This window comes from Maribacter sp. BPC-D8 (genome assembly GCF_035207705.1).
Lineage (GTDB): Bacteria > Bacteroidota > Bacteroidia > Flavobacteriales > Flavobacteriaceae > Maribacter.
Genome location: NZ_CP128187.1, coordinates 3,277,503 through 3,296,414, shown reverse-complemented (window position 1 = coordinate 3,296,414; position 18,912 = coordinate 3,277,503). Strand labels below are relative to the sequence as shown.

The following is an 18,912-nucleotide window of genomic DNA, read 5'->3' as shown; positions in this document are numbered from 1 at the left end:
CATTTGGTAATACTGTATCGAACTAGTTACTTCGTTTTATAATTTGACTTGCAGGTTGTATATTTATTGCTTTAAGAAACCAGTTAAAATTTGATATTAAGATAACGGAATAATGAAGAAGGAATTAAATATTGAGGAATGGAATAGGGTAGGTCATTTTAAGTTTTTTTCGCAATTCAGCGAACCTTTTCATGGGGTAACCGTAAAAGTGAACTGTTCTATAGCCTATGATTATGCAAAACAGTCTGGCAACTCTTTCTTTCTAGTTTATTTACATAGAACTTTAAAGGCTGCTAATGCCGTAACTCCATTCAAATATCGAATTGAAGATGGTAAGGTGTTCGAGTATGATCATGTGCATGCATCGCCAACCATTGGTAGGGATAATGGCACATTTGGTTTTTCTTATATAGAATATAAAGAGTCTTTTACTGAGTTTAGAGACGCAGCTAATAAAGTGATTGAAGTGGTTAAAAAGTCAACGGGACTAGAATTACCCGAATGCGGTATCAACGTATTACATTGTTCTAGTATGCCGTGGCTCGATTTTACATCGGTTTCTCATGCACGACATTTTGAATTTGCAGATAGCTGCCCAAAAATTTCATTTGGTAAAATGACTGGTGAAGGTGAGCATAGATCTATGCCTGTTTCAATACATGTACATCATGCTTTAATGGATGGGTATGAAGTAGGTTTATTTGTAGCCGAGTTTCAACGATTAATGTCACTAGACGGAGAGGTTTAGAAGGAGAATTAAATAATATGTCTGTTAATTATATTTTAGGTGCTACCTGCTCATTTGTTGCGGTTTTGAAGCTTAAAATGAACTCTGTGCCTTTATTTATCTCGCTTTTACAACTTATTGTACCACCGTTCATTTCTACGAAATCTTTAGTAATCATTAAACCAAATCCAGTTCCTTTTTCACCAACTGTACCTTCTCTAACTGTTGGGGCGTTATTGCTTTTAGATGTGTTTTGCCAGTCGGTATTCATTCCTAATCCAAAATCTTTAACTCCTATTTCAACGATATCAGATGTGCATTTAGAAGACAATATTATTTTTTGACCTTTCTCACTAAACTTGATAGCATTAGAGGTCAGATTACGAAGTATGACCTTTAACATGTTTTCATCAATAAAGAGTTCTCGACAAGAAATTGCCAGTTCTATTTCTATACCCTTATCATTTGCCATCCTTTCAAATTCCTTTTTTATGGAATTAAATACCGTATCTAAATCGCATAATTTTTTGTCTAAGGAGACACCTTCTAGTTGATTATATGACCAATCAAGCAATACATTAACCATAGAAATTCTATCGGTTACTTCATTTTTTAATTTTTTTGTAATCTCTTTTAGTTCACTTTCCTCTAACTGACTTTCAATCATTTCTATAATCGTACCCACATTATTAAGAGGTCCTCTTACATCATGGGTAAGTAGTGAGAATAATTTGTTTTTCAGCTTATTTACTTTTTCAAGTTCCTCATTTTGATATTCTAAATCTTGCTTTGCTATTTGTAGATGTTTGGTTTGTTTCTCAACTTCTGTAGTAAGTTTGCTATTGGCTTCAACCTGAATTTTTATAGTATTATCCTCAATAGATTTGTACTTGTAACTAATTAATAGAGAGAAAAGTACTAATTGAAAAGTCACAAGAATTGAGGTTAGTAATATAACAAGGTCGGTATCTACATTAAAATACTTTTGTGAAAACCATGCTCCAATATAAAGGAATGAACCGAGTAGGTAAGGTGTATAAGAATACAAATAATACTTGTTGAATTTTTCAGAGTTGTAAAGTCGAAATCCTGAAAATAGACAAAGAAAGGTAGTTGATAACGCCGTAATTGCAGCTGTTATTATTAGAATATTACGTAACCATTCAAGCTTGATTATAAAATGATTTAATATGTATACTACAGGTAAACCTGCTAAAATTAAGATAAGCACTTTGTAAATTGAAAATAGTGTTCGGTGGTTAATTGGTGATATGTTAAAATAGCTCTTTGTGAACATTAATAGACCAAAAGTGGTAATGATTGCTGTAATGGGGGATACATTATAAGCCATTAACTTTACTTGTTCACTGAATGAAGCATCATGGATAAAAATGAGACTATAATGTAAAGTCAACCCGATGATTAGAATAAAATAGTAGAGTAAGATTTTGTGTCTTAAAACTATATAAGACAATAAGTGGTAAATACCAAAAACGCCGTAAATGGACGTAAATAGTATGGTGGTAAAATGCTTATAATTAAATATATCCATTTAAAAGCTATCAATTGATTACGTATATAGAATTGGTTTGAAGTTTTTTTTATTATCTCTTCTCTCTGAATTTAGAATTTTTTATTGAGAATGAGCCAATGTTAGGTAAGCTTCTTTTTATATAAGTATTAAATTCATTTTTATATTTAGTAAGATGCGATATTGTTTTAAGATTGAATAATTTGCGCAAAATTTGATTCGTAGTAAAATGGTAAACTTAGAAGAGCAACTTAAGAATCCGGTTTGGTATTCCTTAAATGAAACACATAAAAAGTTTGTTGTTGTATATGACGGTGTGCAATTTTATGATCAAGCGGTCTGCACTTTTGGGTCTTTTTTCGATGAATCAAAGACAGAAAAAGCTTCTGATGAATATATAAAAACGACAGATAGTTTCTTCTTCGTTTCAGAGAATCAGACTCCGTTAATTGATGAAGCTAAAATTGCTCTAGAGAAGAAAATTGATGGTTGCCAAATGGTATTAAATCAACTACCAGAAGTTTCAATAACAGAAGATATTGTCTTACTGACCGATGAATATATTAATGAGGTGTATGACTTAATCTGGTTGGTAATGCCTGGTTATTATCGTAGAAGAACTTTTGAAATGGGTAAATACTTCGGAATTTTTAAGGATGGTAAATTGGTTTCTATTACCGGTCAACGAATGCAGACCAATCTTTTTATAGAAGTAAGTGCAGTTGTAACTCACCCAGATTATACCAGAATAGGATTGGCAAAACAACTTATCGCGCATACTACAAAAGAGATTTTAAAAGTAAATAAAACACCTATTCTGCATACCAATAAAGGAAATTTGGCTATACCACTTTATCAAAAATTAGGATACGAATTAACCAGAGATATGAACTGGTGGTTGTATCGTAAAGTTTAATTAATCTCATTTTCTAAGGTTAACATTCCGGATTTTTTTCTGCATTTTTCAACTATTTAATAGATTATTCTATTTTTTATTTCATTTTGATATATTTTTAAATAACTGTATAATAGCATTATAAAAGTTTATAAACGACTGTAAACGATAACAAACGAAAGTAAGCGTTTGCAAACCGATTAATCTTTCAATGCGGTTCTAGGTTTGCAGTGTCGAGTCACAATGGCTTGATAGTATGAACTGTTAAACCATAAAATTTAGAGAGATGAACGCATTAAAAAACAAAGTACAGTTGATTGGTAATTTAGGGCAAGACCCAGAAATCATAAACTTAGAAGGTGGTACCAAATTAGCTAAATTTTCTATCGCCACTACAGATAGTTATAAAAACGCGAAAGGTGAAAAAGTTGATGATACCCAATGGCATAATATTGTAGCCTGGGGAAAAACGGCTGAGATTGTAGAAGACTATTTAGCCAAAGGAAAACAAGTTGCCATAGAAGGTAAACTCACTCACCGTTCTTATGAAACAAAAGAAGGTGAGAAAAGATATATTACAGAAGTTAGGTGTAATGAGTTGTTGATGTTAGGGAAGTAGGTTGATACGTCTTCACAAGGAGGTGCGACGAAGTGATCTGTTAGTTTGGAACACGAAATTGACAGATTGCTTCGTGCCTTGTAAAGACGTTTAACTTGAGTCATTATTACTTGAAGTATGACAATTAAAATCAATGAACACATCATTTATTTACTTTCTCACAAATAAGAATAAAACGGTTTTATACATTGGAGTGACGAGTGATTTGGTAAAAAGAATATATCAACATAAATCAAAGTCATATAGAGGATTTACATCTAAATATAACTGTGATCAACTGGTTTATTTTGAGGAATTTTTAGATGTCAATTTGGCGATTGCTAGAGAGAAACAACTCAAGTCGGGTAATAGGAAAACCAAGGAAGAACTAGTTAACAAATTAAATCCAAATTGGAATGATTTGTCGGATGGTTGGATATTTGACTGTCATTAGACGTCTTCACGAGAAGGCATGACGAAGTAATCTGTAAGTATGGAACACGAATTTGGCAGATTGCTTCGTACCTCGCAATGACGTTTGGGTTGAATCATCTGGACTTAAAAGTTAAGTTTTTTATTATGAACGTCTTCACTAGGAGGCACGACGAAGTGATCCGTTAGTTTGGAACACAAATGTGTCAGATTGCTTCGTGCCTCGCAAAGACGTTTGGGTTGAACTTTCTGAACTTATAGTATTGATTTTTATTTTAACGTCTTCACGAGGAGGCACGACGAAGTGATCTGTAAGTATGGAACACGAATTTGGCAGATTGCTTCGTGCCTCGCAAAGACGTTTGGGTTGAATCATCTGAACTTAAAAGTTAAGTTTTTTATTATGAACGTCTTCACGAGGAAGTACGACGAAGTGATCTTTATGTTCGGAACTCGAATTTGGCAAATTGCTTTGTGCCTCGCAAAGACGTGATCTTGTTAAAACCTTTAATAAAGACAATTTCAAACACTATTTTTGCAAAACATGATTACAATAGAAAAAGACTTAATACCATTATTAAAAAAGCATTTTGGTTACGATTCATTTAAGCCGAATCAATTATCAATAATTGAAGATGCACTTAGTAAAAAAGATGTTTTGGCTATTATGCCTACTGGTGGTGGTAAGTCGCTTTGTTATCAGCTTACGGCATTGGCTTTAGAAGGTACTGCAATTGTGATTTCTCCGTTAATTGCTTTAATGAAAGATCAGGTAGATGTCTTAAAAGCTAACGGAATTGCAGCTGAATATTATAACAGTTCTCAGACTCAAGAAACACAACAGGAGATTCTTGGTAAATTAGAAAGAGGAGAGTTGAAACTTTTTTATGTGGCTCCAGAGAGTTTAGGCTTTTTTAATAACATTCTTGGTAACTTAAAGATTAGTCTTTTTGCTGTTGATGAGGCGCATTGTATTTCTTCTTGGGGGCATGATTTTAGACCTGCATATACTCAACTTGGCGGACTAAAAAGAAGATTCCCGAATATTCCGGTGATGGCACTTACGGCTACTGCCGATAAGACTACCCAAGACGATATTGCAGATCAATTACAAATTCCGAATGCTGAGCGTCACTTAGCATCTTTCAATAGACCTAATTTATATTTGGATGTAAAACCTGCTCAAGATCGAATAAAACATATTCTCGATTTCTTGGATGATAGACCGAACGAAAGTGGAATTATTTACTGCCTTAGTCGAAAAAGCACGGAGTCTATTGCCGAGAAATTACGTAATGCTGGTTTTAAAGCCAAGGCCTATCACGCAGGTATGTCTTCAGATGACCGCTCTACTGTTCAAGAAGAATTTATTACTGATAAGGTGCCTATTATAGCAGCAACCATTGCTTTTGGTATGGGTATAGATAAGAGTAATGTACGTTGGGTTATTCACTATAATCTTCCAAAGAATATAGAAGGGTATTACCAGGAGATTGGTCGTGGTGGTCGTGACGGACTCCCAGCTCACGCTTTACTATTTTACAGTTTTGCCGATGTAGCTCAGTTACGTAGGTTTATCAATCAAAGTGAAAATGCAGATGTTGAATACGCTAAATTAGATCGTATGCAGCAATTTGCAGAGGCATTGAGTTGTCGTAGAATCGCTTTGTTAAATTATTTCGGAGAACAAGTAACAGAAGGGTGTGGCAATTGCGATATCTGTAATTCTCCACCTGCTTATTTCGATGCTACGTTATTAGCGCAAAAAGTATGCTCTGGGGTTGCTCGTTTAAAGGAGCGAGAACCTATGGGTATGGTTATCGATGTTTTAAGAGGTGCGCAGAATGCACATGTTTTAGAAAAAGGGTATCAGAACATAAAAACCTATGGCGCTATAAAAGATGTCTCTTGGTTAGACCTGCAGCAATATGTTATTCAGCTATTGAATCAGGGTGTATTAGATATTAACTTCAGGGAAGGTGCAAGACTCGGATTAACCGAACAGGCAAAAGAAGTTTTATTTTCTGGAAAAAAAGTGCAGCTAGCAGTGTTGCAAAAAGAAGCAGAAAAGAAAAAGGCTGCAGCAAAATCACGAACTACGAAAACCAATTTATTCGAAAAGCTTCGTTTACTTAGACAACAAATCGCAACAGAACAGAATGTACCTGCTTATGTTGTTTTTGGTGATGCGAGTTTAAAAGATATGGAAGCTAAACTACCTAAAAACAGGGAAGAGTTTATGCTAGTCTCTGGAGTAGGGCAGGCGAAGTTAGAAAAGTACGCAGATGTGTTTATTGCTGAAATCACTAAAAATGCTCCTGCTAAAAAATCAAAAAAAGCGACTCATGACAAGACTTTTGAATTGTTCAATAATGGGTCTACGGTTTCTGAAATCGCTACATCAAGAAATTTGTCCGAGAATACGATATACGGACATCTAATGAAAAAGCATGCCGAGGGTGAAGATCTTGATTTAAATCAGTTTGTTGATTCGAAAGAGATTGCTGAGATAGAAAAAGCAAAATCTGAACTTACGGAAGCTACAGGTCTAAAAGACTATTTTGAATTCTTTGAAGAAAAAATGCCGTATTGGAAAATTAAGTTTGCCCTGTATATGTTAGATTCTTAAAAGTCTCAAAATTATCTGTCTAAATATAAAAACCCTTGAATGGTCAAATTCTTATCGCCTACAGTAATGAGATAATAATATATTCCCTGAGGTAAACCATTTTTTTTCTTGATAGCAAGTAAATTAGAACCTGCTTCACCATCAAACTCATTAGTATAATTTTCTTGTTCAAAAACTTTAAGTCCGTTTCTGTCAAAGATTTGTAAGTGATTATATTCGAAATCGCTTAATTCTGGTATAAAAAGAAAATCATTTATACCATCACCATTTGGAGAAACAAGGTAGTGATATCCCTTATGTGAAATAGGCGAGTTATTTTTTAAAATACCGAAAGTTAATGCGCTAAAATCATCAGGATTGAATTCTTTTGAAGTGATAAACCCTTCTTCTAAATCTCCTGTGCGCTCAACTGTGCTCATATCTATCCACAGTTTTAATTCTTTGTCAAATCCAACAATGGTTATTTTACTGATATCGTCGGTGAAATTTCGTAATTCACTTCTTTCATTCCAACCTATGGTAATTAGTGTAGGGCTTTTACCTTCTAAAACCCAATATTCGTTCTCGTTTACAAATAGCAAATTTGTATTTTTTTGAATATTATTAGAATAGATTTGGGTTGCATTTTCAAAGTGATATGCGCTTTTATATGATGTGTTTGTTGATTGTGTGTCAATACCTAAAGGTCGTAAGTAGAATTCATCACCGATAGGAAAAAGAAAATTTGGAATATCTGAAATAGAAATAAATCCATTCACTTTAGAGAAATTAGTTTCTCCATTGTAAAAAGAAGTTGAAATAAGTTCTAAAAAATTCGAATTATCGGTTTTTAAGGTGCTGATGTTTCCGTATACAAAATTGGTGTTATTACTTACTGAAATTGGCATCTGTAGAAAAATACCTTTATCACTATTAATTTCAAAATCATAAAAATTGGGTGAAATGCTACCAGAAATTATATTTTGATAATTTCCGTAGAAACCGACAAGTCCTTTTGAATTATTAAATAAGCCATCATTTTCTAGTGAAGAAAAAAAACCCATTTGACCAGAGTGATGAATTCTTAGATCACCAAAATTTCTAATATTCTGTGCTTCTGATTTTTGCGTAACAACACCAATAAAAATTATGAGGAGTATGACTTTTCTCATGATATTAAAAATTAAGTATTGTGAAATAGCTGGTTCTGTCTACATAATTAGTTGTAACTAATCTTTGAACTATGGCAACGCTAAATGTCTTAGTTCCATTTTCACTACTATTTGAAATGATTGCCGCACCAATATTCTGATATATTGCCTTTTTTATTTCTGTAACACTACCTCCACTTTTATTTAAAGTAATTGTATTTCCTGTCTTGGTAATTGTCTGTGTTTCGTTTAAAGAATCGTCATCATCTTCGACATTTAAAGTAATCTCATTGCCACTACTAATGCAAACATTACCTGCACTGCTTGCAGTTGATAACGATTGATTGTTTGTTATAAAAGTTGACAGGTCAACTTCAACAATATCGCCATCTGCTTCAACAGCCAAGATATTAGTTGCAATGCCACTAATGGTGCCTGTGCCATAATCAGATAGTCTAACGGTTCTTCTTGCAACATCTAGCCGCGCATGCGCAGAATTTGTTTTTAAACCTAGGCGCGAATTAGTGCAATCTGAAAAAAGATTGCCATTATCTTGAGAAGGATATTTATTTGTTGTTGTATAGAAAATAGATTCTTGTGTACCTGTGTAAACCATGCTTGCCCATATAATGCCATTCCAAATTTTTGGTATACTATTTTCTGAATCTGAAGTATAGTACCATACATCGTTTTGGATGGGGTTAATGGGCGCTGCAGAAGCGTTGGTGACGGTATTATTATTTACAGTGACAACGCTTTCTTTTTTATAGATGGCTTTAGCTATTTGAGCAACGACGTTAAAATTGATCATCATTGCACAAATAACCACTAAACTTTTAAAGTTTAAAAGCATGTACGAGTTGTATTTTTTGACTACAAATAAATTAAAATTATGTACAAATGGTTTATTTGATATATTGAACTTCAACGATATCTCCTGCGTATATAGCATATCCGTTTTCAACTAAAGTTACAGTAGAAGCTGTTACTGTATAATCTACATTGGCAATTAGTTTGGCTCCATTTCTATAAACCCAAACTTGACTAAATGAAGGTAAAACAGGTGCTCCTGTAAGTGCGTATGCTGTTTGAGCAGGGGTAGCGGTAAAAGCTTCTTGTCCGCTTTTAATAAGGTCAGATGCAAGTAATTTTTTTGTTGCGCCCGTTGCTTCATCTCTTACAAGTATCGTATATCCGGTACCAGTGCCTGCATCAGATTCAGTTGTTGCATCGGTAGAAGCGGTTTCAGTACTAATTAATTCTATACCATTAAGACCGAAAATATTTCCGTCCACATCTATAAAAGTATCGTCTGTAAGTGTACCACCCAACTGCCATGTGGTTGTGGTTACGTCAGCAGTGGTGTTCGATAGCATGGTAATACCATTTTGTGATTGTAGGTATTTGATTGTTCCTTTATTATCAATGACTCGAACTGCGCCTGCAGTTGTGGTTGTACCCGGGTTAACGTCGGCTAGCTTGGTTACATCACCAGTAGTTTGTTGAGCACTAACAGCTATACCTGAAAGCATTAATAGACCAAAAGCAAGTGTTTTATAATTTTTAGTTCTCTGTTTTGTAAGCATAATTATTGAGTTTATTAGGTTAAAAAATGTATTCATGATTATTAATTATAAGATTTGTACAATTCGTATTTTATCATTTTGGTAACATATGACTTCACTCTCTAATTCTATAGTGTTGTCATTTATGGTAGTAAAGTCTATTCTTACCCCGTTTCTATAAATTGCTATTTTTCTGATATCAACAATGGGTAGGGGAGTATTAAATTGTTTTTGGCCATTATTTGCTATAATAACTATATTTTGCTGTTCTCCTTGCGCTCCACTTAAATCACCAGAAGTAAACGAAGTGCCATCTGTTGATGTAATAGTGAATGAACCATCTTCATTATCTATGATTGATATTGTATTGGAATTAGTATCGCAGAGGTTTATCCATTGAGTACCATTAAACGTGAAAACGCATTGGTTGTCTATATTGTAGACCATAGCACCGTTTAATGGTGTTATTTGTAGCATTTGCGTATTAGATACTCTAGATAGAACTAAGACCTTAGAAGTACTTTCTAATTCTAAAAGCGAAGAATTGTGAATTGAACTTACATCATCACCAATTTTCACTTGTGCATATGAGCAATAAGTGATAGTTAGAAAAAAGGTAATTAATATATAAGTTTTATACGATATCATAGCATAACTAATAGTAGGTGCCAAATATCAATATATTGGTTATGATGTTCTAATAATTGTTGTAAAACGTAAGAAAAGGACTATGAAACTTTGTAATTTAGTTGTAGGAAAAAACTTATAATAATTTAAATCAATATTTGTTGCCTAACAAAATTTTCAATACTTAGTTAAATGCGTTTTTATTCAAAAAATTGAGGCTTTAGATGTGGAAGATTAAGATGAGTAATCCGTAATTTTTCAAAAAGCAGTATGAAGCCTGAAACTAATTAGTATATAGTTGTAAGAGAGCGAGTTATTATTTTATTCTAAAAGAAAATGGGATAGGTGTAAAATTAACTTTATTAAAAATTAACCGTTACGCCCAATTGACCAGGTCCAAAATTTAGATTCCAACTTACCATTTTTGATTTGTCGTTGTATTTCTCATCATACCTTTTATCTAGGTACCTATCTATAGATTCCACAGTTGCAATACTAATGGCAAAAGCGAATACCATATCACTTAAATAATGTTGACCATCCCAAACACGAGAAATACCAGGAATTGCACCTAAAGTATAAATACCTGCTTTTACCCACGGATTTTTAAATTGTTTACCAATTGCGTAAGCATTGGTAAAGGCAAGTAATGCATGCCCAGATGGGAACGAATGAAAGTTTCTGCTTGAATTAAAAGGATCAAAGGTGTCTTTCCCCAAATCTGCCAAAGGTCTTGCTCTACCTACTACAGATTTTAATACTTGTTGAAGAAGTCCGGCTGAAGTAGCTGATGATATTAATAATACTCCCGTTCTTCTTAATTTTTCGTTTTTGGTAATTAACCCTACGGCGTATACACCTGATGTCGCTAAATAATTATTCTCTGGACTACCGTAGAATTCACCATAATCTCGAACAACCTGTGGTACGCCTTCTCTGTTATTTCTTATAAACCTCGATGTTTCATCATCTACTAAATAAACTAAGCCTGTACCAGCTACAACAGCACCAAATTGAGCCCATTGATCACCTTTCCAATGAAACGGACTCGCATAAGAATGACCTACACCTCTAAACATACTGCCAACATCATACTTAAACATATTCCACCGTGTTTCTGTAGAATCTTTAACGGAGTCTTGAGCGTTTAATGAAATACAAAAGGTTATGCCTAAGAGGATTATTAGATTTTTCATATTGCAAATTTAAAGTTATACTAGTTTAAAATAGAATCAAATAGGTATTTTGTTTTGCTCAAAAAGTCTGAAATAGCCCTAAAAATAAAGTTTCTGTGCCAATCGAAAAGTATTGGCGTGTGCTTCAACAATGATTTTAATGTCTGGCGAGTAGCCACCACCCATACTACATTGTACCGGTATATTTAAGTTGTGACAGGTTGTTAAGACAAACTCATCTCGTTTTTTACATCCTTCCAATGACATACTAAGTGTGCCCAATTTGTCACTTTCTAGAATATCAACACCGCAGAGGTAAAAGATGAAATCTGGTTTTACGGTATCAATTAATTTGGGTAATTTTTCCTTTAGTATAGAAAGATATGTTTCATCTGTAGTTCCTTTTAGTAAGGGAATATCTAAGTCTGACTGTTCTTTTTTAAACGGATAATTACTTTCTCCGTGCATAGAGAATGTAAAAACTGCATCGTCATTCTGAAATATTTCTGCAGTTCCGTTTCCTTGATGCACATCTAAATCGATAATGAGAATTTTCTTTGCAAGACCTTTTTTCAATAAGTATCTAGCGCCTATTGCTTGGTCGTTCAACATGCAAAAAGCTTCACCATGATCGCTATAGGCATGATGTGTTCCGCCTGCAATATTCATCGCAATTCCGAATTCTAATGCAAAATCGCATCCCTTTATCGTTCCGTCGGCAATAATACGTTCGCGCTCTACTAAATCTTCCGATAAGGGAAAACCTATTTTACGTGCCATTTTTGGCGAAATCATCATATTCAACAAATCGTAGAAATACTCAGGATCATGAACTGCTACAATATGTTTGTCATTTGGTATTTCTGGTTCAAAGAAGTTTTCTTCGGTGCATGTACCTTCATAAATTAATTGCTGCGGTAATAGCTCATATTTTTCCATAGGAAAGCGATGTCCCTCTGGCAATGGATGTTTGTATATAGGATGATTCGCTATTTTTAGCATCGGTTCAATTATTTATGCAGCTTTAATTGAATACGTTTTCTTTGAACATCAACTTCCAAAACCTTTACAATAATCTGCTGATGTAAATGCACATGTTCGTTTACATCTTTTACGAATGAATCAGACAGGTTAGAAACATGTATTAGTCCGCTTTCTTTAATGCCGATATCTACAAAACAACCGAAGTTGGTAATGTTATTTACAATGCCAGGTAACAATTGCCCGCTATGTAAATCTGTAATCGATTTAATGGTTTGGTCAAAGGTAAATACCTTTGCTTTTTCTCTACGGTCTAAACCTGGTTTTTCAAGCTCTGAGCGAATATCTTCTAAGGTAGGTAGCCCAACTTCATTGGTACAATACTTTTGAAGATCAATTTCTTTAAGTACAGTTTTGTTCCCTATCAATGATGTTATTTCTGTTCCTTTATCTTTTGCCATCTGCTTGACTATGCCATAACTTTCTGGGTGTACGGCAGAATCATCAAGCGGATTCTTAGCATCTTTTATTCTTAAAAAAGCTGCACCTTGCTCAAATGCCTTACCGCCCAATCGCGGAACATCCATTATATCTTTTCGGCTTTTGAATGCACCTTTCTCTTTTCTCTGAGCAACAATATTCTCGGCTAATTTCGGACCAATACCAGAAACGTAACTCAATAACGGAACGCTAGCTGTATTGATGTTCACTCCCACAGAATTTACACAACTTTCAACAACCGTATCTAGAGAGTTCTTTAATTTGCTCTGATCAACATCATGTTGGTATTGCCCAACACCAATAGATTTTGGATCAATTTTTACCAGTTCGGCAAGAGGATCTGCCAAACGCCTACCGATAGAAACGGCACCACGAACAGTAATATCGTAATCTGGGAATTCATCTCGAGCAATTTTAGAGGCGGAATAAATAGATGCCCCTGCTTCACTTACCACAAATACTTCGACGGGATTATTGAAGATTACCTTCTTTACCACCTGTTCTGTTTCTCTAGATGCTGTACCATTACCAATAGCTATAGCTTCAATTTTATATGCATTTACCAGAGAACTCAATTTCTTTATGGCGCCATCAACATCATTTTGTGGCGCATGCGGATAAATAGTTTCGTTATGTACCAAGTTACCTTGTGCATCTAAGCAAACCACTTTACAACCTGTTCTAAAACCTGGGTCGATGGCAAGAATACTTTTTTCCCCTAATGGAGCGCCCAATAACAATTGTCTTAGATTGTTAGAGAAAACTGCAATTGCTTCATCATCTGCTTTTTCTTTGGCTGCTTTTAATAGTTCGTTGGATAAGGATGGAAAAAGCAACCTTTTGTACGCGTCTGCAATGGCAAGTTCAATTTGTTTGCCGCAGGCATTATTTGTTTTTATAATTCTGTTTTCGATTCTATCGAGTAACCGTTCGTCATCTAGCTCAATTTTAACCCGGATGAATTTCTCCGATTCGGCACGTAAAATAGCAAGTAATCGATGGGACGGACATTTATTCAACGGTTCGCTCCACTCAAAATAGTCACGGAATTTCTGAGCCTTTTCATCATCTTTTTTCGTGCCAATTACTTTGGTGCTAATAATGGCAAATCGCGCTAATTGAGATCTTATTGAACTTCTTATATCTGTACGTTCATTGATCCACTCAGAAATGATATGGCGCGCTCCTTCTAAAGCATCATCTTCATTTTCTACCTCTTTGCTAAGATATTTAGAGGCTGTAGACTCGATATCATCATTACGCTGTGCCATAATGATTTTTGCTAAAGGCTCTAATCCGTTTTTGCGCGCAACTTCAGCTTTTGTTTTTTTACTTTTTTTGAAAGGGAGGTATAAATCTTCTAACTGAGTAAGGTCTTCAGAATTCTCAAACTTTTGTTTTAGCTCAGCGGTTAATACGCCTTGTTCATCAACAGCTTTTATAATGGCTTTTTTTCTCTTTTCTAATGCTTCAAATTGTTCTTTAAACTGAACGATAGCACCAACTTGTACTTCATCTAAATTACCAGTTCTTTCTTTACGATATCTAGAAATGAAAGGAATGGTACAATCAGCATTTAAAAGCTCAATAGTATTTTGAATTCCCTTCTCAGGTAGCTGGGTATATTTAAGTATGTAGGGCAGTAATTGCATGTAAAATCGTTTAGAACTTTTAAAAATACCCATTATTAGGTAATGAAATCAAGCAGTAGAAGGTATTTGTGTAGATTTTAGTATTCTTTCTTTTCTTTTTTGAAGGTTTACCGATGCCGTTGTAAAACTTAATATCATGATTACGGCTATAACAGGGGTCTACTTAAAAGTAAAAAGCCTTGGTGAATATTCACCAAGGCTTCTTTAATTAATTAAAATTGTTATCTAGTTGATTCCTTCTCCATTACCAACACTATCCTCATCTGGATTAACGAATACCAATTTTCCATCGGCATTTTCAGTCATTAGAATCATACCTTCACTATCTACACCACGTAATGCTCTTGGTGCCAAGTTGATCAATACAGTTACTTTTTTGCCGACAATATCTTCTGGCTTAAAGCTTTCTGCAATACCGGAAACAATAGTTCTAACATCTAAGCCTGTGTCTACTTTTAAAACTAAAAGCTTCTTTGCTTTTGCCATTTTTTCAGCTTCGATAATAGTACCCACACGCATATCTAGTTTAGAAAAATCATCGAATGTAATGGTATCTTTTTGTGGCATCAGTTTTTTGTTTTCGTATTCGTTCGCTTTTTTGGTCGCTTGTAGTTTATCTAGTTGTGCTTGAATTTCACTATCCTCAATTTTTCTAAATAATAGCTCGGCTTGGTTTATTTGATGTTCAGGTTGTATCAATGCTTCTTTTGTTGAAACATCATCCCATTTTAGACTTCGGCTACGCTCAGTCTCCGAGTTTGAATCGATATTTAGAATATTCTTAAGCTTGTTAGATGTAAACGGTAAAAATGGTTCACTTAAAACAGCTAAACCTGCTGCTATTTGTAAAGCGATATTCATGATTGTTTTTACACGTTCTTCATCAACCTTAATCACTTTCCATGGTTCTGCATCGGCTAAGTATTTATTACCTAAACGAGCAAGATTCATTAATTCTTGACCTGCTTCTCTAAAACGGTAGCGTTCAATAGAACTTGAAATGATTCCTGGATATTTTGATAATTGCTCAAGTGTCTCAGTATCCACATCGGTTAAGTTACCTGCAGCGGGTACTTTACCATCGTAATACTTGTTGGTCAATACCACAACTCTGTTTATGAAATTACCTAAAATGGCTACTAATTCATTATTGTTACGTGCTTGAAAATCTTTCCAAGTGAAATCGTTATCCTTGGTTTCTGGTGCATTCGCCGTTAAAGTATAACGAAGCGAATCTTGCATTTCAGGAAAATCGACTAAGTATTCATGTAGCCACACTGCCCAATTTTTAGAAGTAGAAAGCTTGTTTCCTTCTAAATTCAAGAATTCATTTGCCGGTACATTTTCCGGTAGTATATAACTGCCTTCTGCCTTTAACATAGATGGGAAAATGATACAGTGAAAAACGATATTATCCTTCCCGATAAAGTGAACTAATTTTGTGTTTTCATCTTTCCAATAGGGTTCCCAATCTTTTCCTTCACGGGCAGCCCATTCTTTGGTAGATGAAATATATCCGATAGGTGCATCAAACCAAACATATAATACTTTGCCTTCACCACCTGGCACAGGTACGGGTATTCCCCAATCTAAATCTCTAGTTACGGCTCTTGGCTCTAATCCGCCATCGATCCATGATTTACATTGTCCGTATACATTAGGTTTCCAATCGTCTTTATGTCCTTTTAATATCCAATCTCTTAAAAAGTCCTCGTATCTATCCAAAGGTAAAAACCAATGTTTTGTTTCTTTAGTTGTAGGTATAGTACCAGTTATAGTTGATTTCGGATTTATTAAATCAGTGGCATTTAAACTAGACCCACAATTTTCACATTGATCTCCGTATGCCTCTTCATTACCACATTTTGGGCATGTACCGATTACAAAACGGTCAGCCAAAAATTGCTGTGCTTCTTCATCATATAATTGTGCGGTAGTTTCCTCAATAAAATCTCCTTTGTCATAAAGGTTTATAAAGAATTCTGAAGCCGTATCATGATGAACCTGTGCAGATGTTCTCGAGTAATTATCGAACGTTATACCGAAATCCACAAAAGACTGCTTAATTATAGCATGGTATTTATCAATAATATCTTTTGGGGTAACCCCCTCTTTTTTAGCTTTCATTGAAATGGCTACGCCATGTTCATCGCTACCACAAACAAAGGCAACGTCTTTACCTGTTAATCTTAGGTAACGAGCGTAAATATCTGCTGGTACGTAAACACCGGCTAAATGACCAATATGTATTGGACCATTTGTGTATGGTAATGCAGCAGTAATCGTATATCTAGAGGGTGATTTAATATCGGACATCAAAATAAATTAAGCTACAAAAATACTGAATTTGAAGGGAGAATAACTAATTACTTCGCAATTGTAACTTGTTCTAAAATCTAATTTTGGTCAATATTTTAAAGAAGATCGATGTAAAACCGATTTACGCCAGTAAAAAATATACTAAAACGGTTTAAAATCTGTTCTATTGTAAGAAAAAACCTATTTATTAACTAAATCTTATAAAGATATGGGTGTTGGTAATTCAAAAAAGCTAAAGCTTGATAATAGTTTAGAGAAGCTTAATGTAGAAATTAAAGACAAAGAAAGTACTAAAGAAGATGTTGTGCTTCTGTATAAGGATAAAAACCATCGAGTAAAAAAAGAATTGCGGTTTGAGTCTAAAATGAACAATACTAAATTAGCATAATTAAAAAGCCCTATTCAATTTACTTGAATAGGGCTTTTTACATAGTGGGAAACAGATTAAGCTACCATCACTGATTTACTCATTTTTTGGTTTTGTACATTAATACGATAAATGTATTTACCTGTTGATAGCTGTTCGGGCATGCGCTCTCGTATATTTATTTCGGTAGAACCTTCAAACATCATTTCGTTAAAAACGGTGCCGACTTTCTGACCAAGAATATTAAAAAGTTCAATATCTACATGTGCCGAAAATGGCATTTCTAAATAAATATGCGGTGTACTATCCGTAGGATAAAAAGGTTTGTGTACAACAGCATTTATTAAGTCTGGGTTAAAAGGAGTTTCTGCCTCTTCATCTGGGTAAACAGGTGGTGTAACTTCACCATCGCTATATACAATATCAGGGAAAGCTTCTCCACTACAACTAAAGCCTAAGTCTACTGGTACATACGGTTTGTAATTTAATAAATGCGCTTCAACCAATGGTATGTCTACACATAGCCATTCTGCAAGAACGGTGGCGTAAAGATCTCTAAAATCCATTGTGTATTCTAAGTTTCCACGTCCATCTGGGTCGTCTAGGGTTGGGTGATCGCCAACAAATGCACTACCATTTAAACCTGATCCAAAAAATAAGGTAGGTGTTGCTTTACCATGATCGGTACCATTAGAGCCATTTTCAAAAATTCGTCGTCCGAATTCAGAAAAGGTCATGCTCAATACCTTATCATCTTGTTGGGTAAAGGCAAGATCTTCATAGAAATTGTTTACCGCTACAGATAAATTGGTCATTAATTTGGCATGTGCCTGTGGTTGATTACCATGAGTGTCAAAACCACCCATTGAAATCATAAATACTTTAGTACCTAAGTTTCCTTTTATCAACCTTGCAATAAGTGCCAATTGGCGGGCAAAGCTATTGTCTTGATATTCTACTTGATTTTGCCCACGTGTATAAGCATCGTGAATAATACCAGAATATTCATATGTTGTATTTGCTACTCCTCTTAAAAACTTCAACTGGTCACCGTACATACAGTCGTTGAACAAGGTATCATCTAAACCATATACAACGCCCGATTCTGCAATTTCTTCTAGTTGATCAACATTAGAAGTTACAAAAGCATAGTTAGTTTCGTCTCCTTGAAAAACCAAACTACCAAATTGACCTATTTGAATAGCGGCTGGTGCAGCTGGCGGATTAACTAAATAATCTGGGTACATGTTTTCAAAATGTCTACCCATCCATCCGGTATTTAAACCGCTGAATCCTGTTGTCTCTATATCTGTATTCGCAAAAATATCTGATCCTGTAAAGTGTGATAAACTTTGACCTTCATAACCTACACCATGTACGGCCTTAAACTGACCTTCTTCCCACATTGGTGCCAAAGAACTCATATACGATGGTACACCGAATTCATCAGTCAATTTTAAAACTTTACTTTCTGGTACATATATATTGGGTCTGGCATTAGCATAACTATCATATTGTTCAATAGGTATTACTGTACTTAAACCATCATTACCACCAGATAGGCGAATTAAGATTAAGATATTATCTGTTTCGGCAGCTGATATGCCTGCCGATAATGGCGATGGGGCAGAAGCCGATAACATATTTGCACCTAGCATCATTGAGCCAGAGCCCGCAATGCCCATTGCTTGTAAAAAAGAGCGTCTGCTCCATGTTTTATGTTCTTCATCATGACCTTCGTGTTGTAGGCCTTTGAATGGGGAGTGGTGTGTATTGCACATAA

16 protein-coding genes are annotated in these 18,912 nt (G+C 34.7%); 6 read left to right on the top strand and 10 right to left on the bottom strand.

Going from position 1 to position 18,912, the window contains the following annotated elements; translation table 11 throughout:
* The first annotated feature begins 112 nt into the window (after positions 1-112).
* Positions 113-748 (top strand): CatA-like O-acetyltransferase, encoded by a 636-nt coding sequence (locus tag QSV08_RS14465; protein ID WP_324024272.1) that lies wholly within the window; start codon positions 113-115, stop codon positions 746-748.
* A gap of 28 nt (positions 749-776) precedes the next feature.
* On the opposite strand, the gene QSV08_RS14460 is transcribed toward QSV08_RS14465, so the two are convergent.
* Positions 777-2,279: a sensor histidine kinase gene (locus QSV08_RS14460; protein WP_324024270.1), complete on the bottom strand. Its 1,503-nt coding sequence runs from the start codon at positions 2,277-2,279 to the stop codon at positions 777-779.
* 208 nt (positions 2,280-2,487) lie between these two features.
* Between QSV08_RS14460 and QSV08_RS14455 the strand changes: the two genes are divergently transcribed.
* The 4 genes from QSV08_RS14455 (at position 2,488) to recQ (ending at position 6,812) form a co-directional block, all read left to right on the top strand.
* Positions 2,488-3,174, top strand: coding sequence for a GNAT family N-acetyltransferase (locus QSV08_RS14455; RefSeq protein WP_324024268.1), 687 nt, complete (start codon positions 2,488-2,490; stop codon positions 3,172-3,174).
* A 265-nt stretch (positions 3,175-3,439) separates the two neighbouring features.
* Positions 3,440-3,772, top strand: coding sequence for a single-stranded DNA-binding protein (locus tag QSV08_RS14450; RefSeq protein ID WP_324024266.1), 333 nt, complete (start codon positions 3,440-3,442; stop codon positions 3,770-3,772).
* A gap of 133 nt (positions 3,773-3,905) precedes the next feature.
* The gene (locus tag QSV08_RS14445; protein ID WP_324024265.1) at positions 3,906-4,205 is read left to right on the top strand and encodes a GIY-YIG nuclease family protein; all 300 of its coding nucleotides are present in this window, start codon (positions 3,906-3,908) and stop codon (positions 4,203-4,205) included.
* A gap of 522 nt (positions 4,206-4,727) precedes the next feature.
* A complete protein-coding gene (recQ, locus tag QSV08_RS14440) occupies positions 4,728-6,812 on the top strand; it encodes a DNA helicase RecQ (RefSeq protein ID WP_324024263.1) in 2,085 nt (694 codons plus the stop codon).
* 11 nt (positions 6,813-6,823) lie between these two features.
* Here recQ and QSV08_RS14435 read toward each other — a convergent pair whose 3' ends face one another.
* The 8 genes from QSV08_RS14435 to metG all read right to left on the bottom strand — a co-directional run bounded on the left by QSV08_RS14435 (position 6,824) and on the right by metG (position 16,759).
* Complete coding sequence (locus QSV08_RS14435; RefSeq protein ID WP_324024262.1) at positions 6,824-7,963, bottom strand: gliding motility-associated C-terminal domain-containing protein; 1,140 nt, start codon at positions 7,961-7,963, stop codon at positions 6,824-6,826.
* Positions 7,964-7,967: 4 nt separating this feature from the next.
* Entirely contained in the window at positions 7,968-8,795 is an 828-nt protein-coding gene (locus QSV08_RS14430) for a hypothetical protein (protein ID WP_324024261.1), read from the bottom strand.
* Positions 8,796-8,847: 52 nt separating this feature from the next.
* The gene (locus QSV08_RS14425) at positions 8,848-9,528 is read right to left on the bottom strand and encodes a hypothetical protein (protein WP_324024258.1); all 681 of its coding nucleotides are present in this window, start codon (positions 9,526-9,528) and stop codon (positions 8,848-8,850) included.
* Between the two features lie 45 nt (positions 9,529-9,573).
* Positions 9,574-10,155, bottom strand: coding sequence for a hypothetical protein (locus QSV08_RS14420; RefSeq protein WP_324024257.1), 582 nt, complete (start codon positions 10,153-10,155; stop codon positions 9,574-9,576).
* 341 nt (positions 10,156-10,496) lie between these two features.
* Positions 10,497-11,330, bottom strand: coding sequence for a phosphatase PAP2 family protein (locus QSV08_RS14415; RefSeq protein WP_324024255.1), 834 nt, complete (start codon positions 11,328-11,330; stop codon positions 10,497-10,499).
* A 78-nt stretch (positions 11,331-11,408) separates the two neighbouring features.
* Positions 11,409-12,311 carry a histone deacetylase gene (locus QSV08_RS14410; RefSeq protein ID WP_324024253.1) on the bottom strand — a complete coding sequence of 301 codons (903 nt, stop codon included), beginning with the start codon at positions 12,309-12,311 and terminating at the stop codon, positions 11,409-11,411.
* Between the two features lie 8 nt (positions 12,312-12,319).
* Positions 12,320-14,443 carry a Tex family protein gene (locus QSV08_RS14405; RefSeq protein WP_324024252.1) on the bottom strand — a complete coding sequence of 708 codons (2,124 nt, stop codon included), beginning with the start codon at positions 14,441-14,443 and terminating at the stop codon, positions 12,320-12,322.
* 225 nt (positions 14,444-14,668) lie between these two features.
* Positions 14,669-16,759 carry a methionine--tRNA ligase gene (gene metG / locus QSV08_RS14400; RefSeq protein WP_324024250.1) on the bottom strand — a complete coding sequence of 697 codons (2,091 nt, stop codon included), beginning with the start codon at positions 16,757-16,759 and terminating at the stop codon, positions 14,669-14,671.
* Positions 16,760-16,970: 211 nt separating this feature from the next.
* Here metG and QSV08_RS14395 point away from each other — a divergent pair, with 211 nt between their 5' ends.
* Positions 16,971-17,150 carry a hypothetical protein gene (locus tag QSV08_RS14395; protein ID WP_324024249.1) on the top strand — a complete coding sequence of 60 codons (180 nt, stop codon included), beginning with the start codon at positions 16,971-16,973 and terminating at the stop codon, positions 17,148-17,150.
* 56 nt (positions 17,151-17,206) lie between these two features.
* Here the strand turns inward: QSV08_RS14395 and QSV08_RS14390 are convergent, their stop codons facing one another.
* Entirely contained in the window at positions 17,207-18,910 is a 1,704-nt protein-coding gene (locus QSV08_RS14390; RefSeq protein ID WP_324024247.1) for a DUF1501 domain-containing protein, read from the bottom strand.
* Positions 18,911-18,912 lie beyond the last annotated feature (2 nt).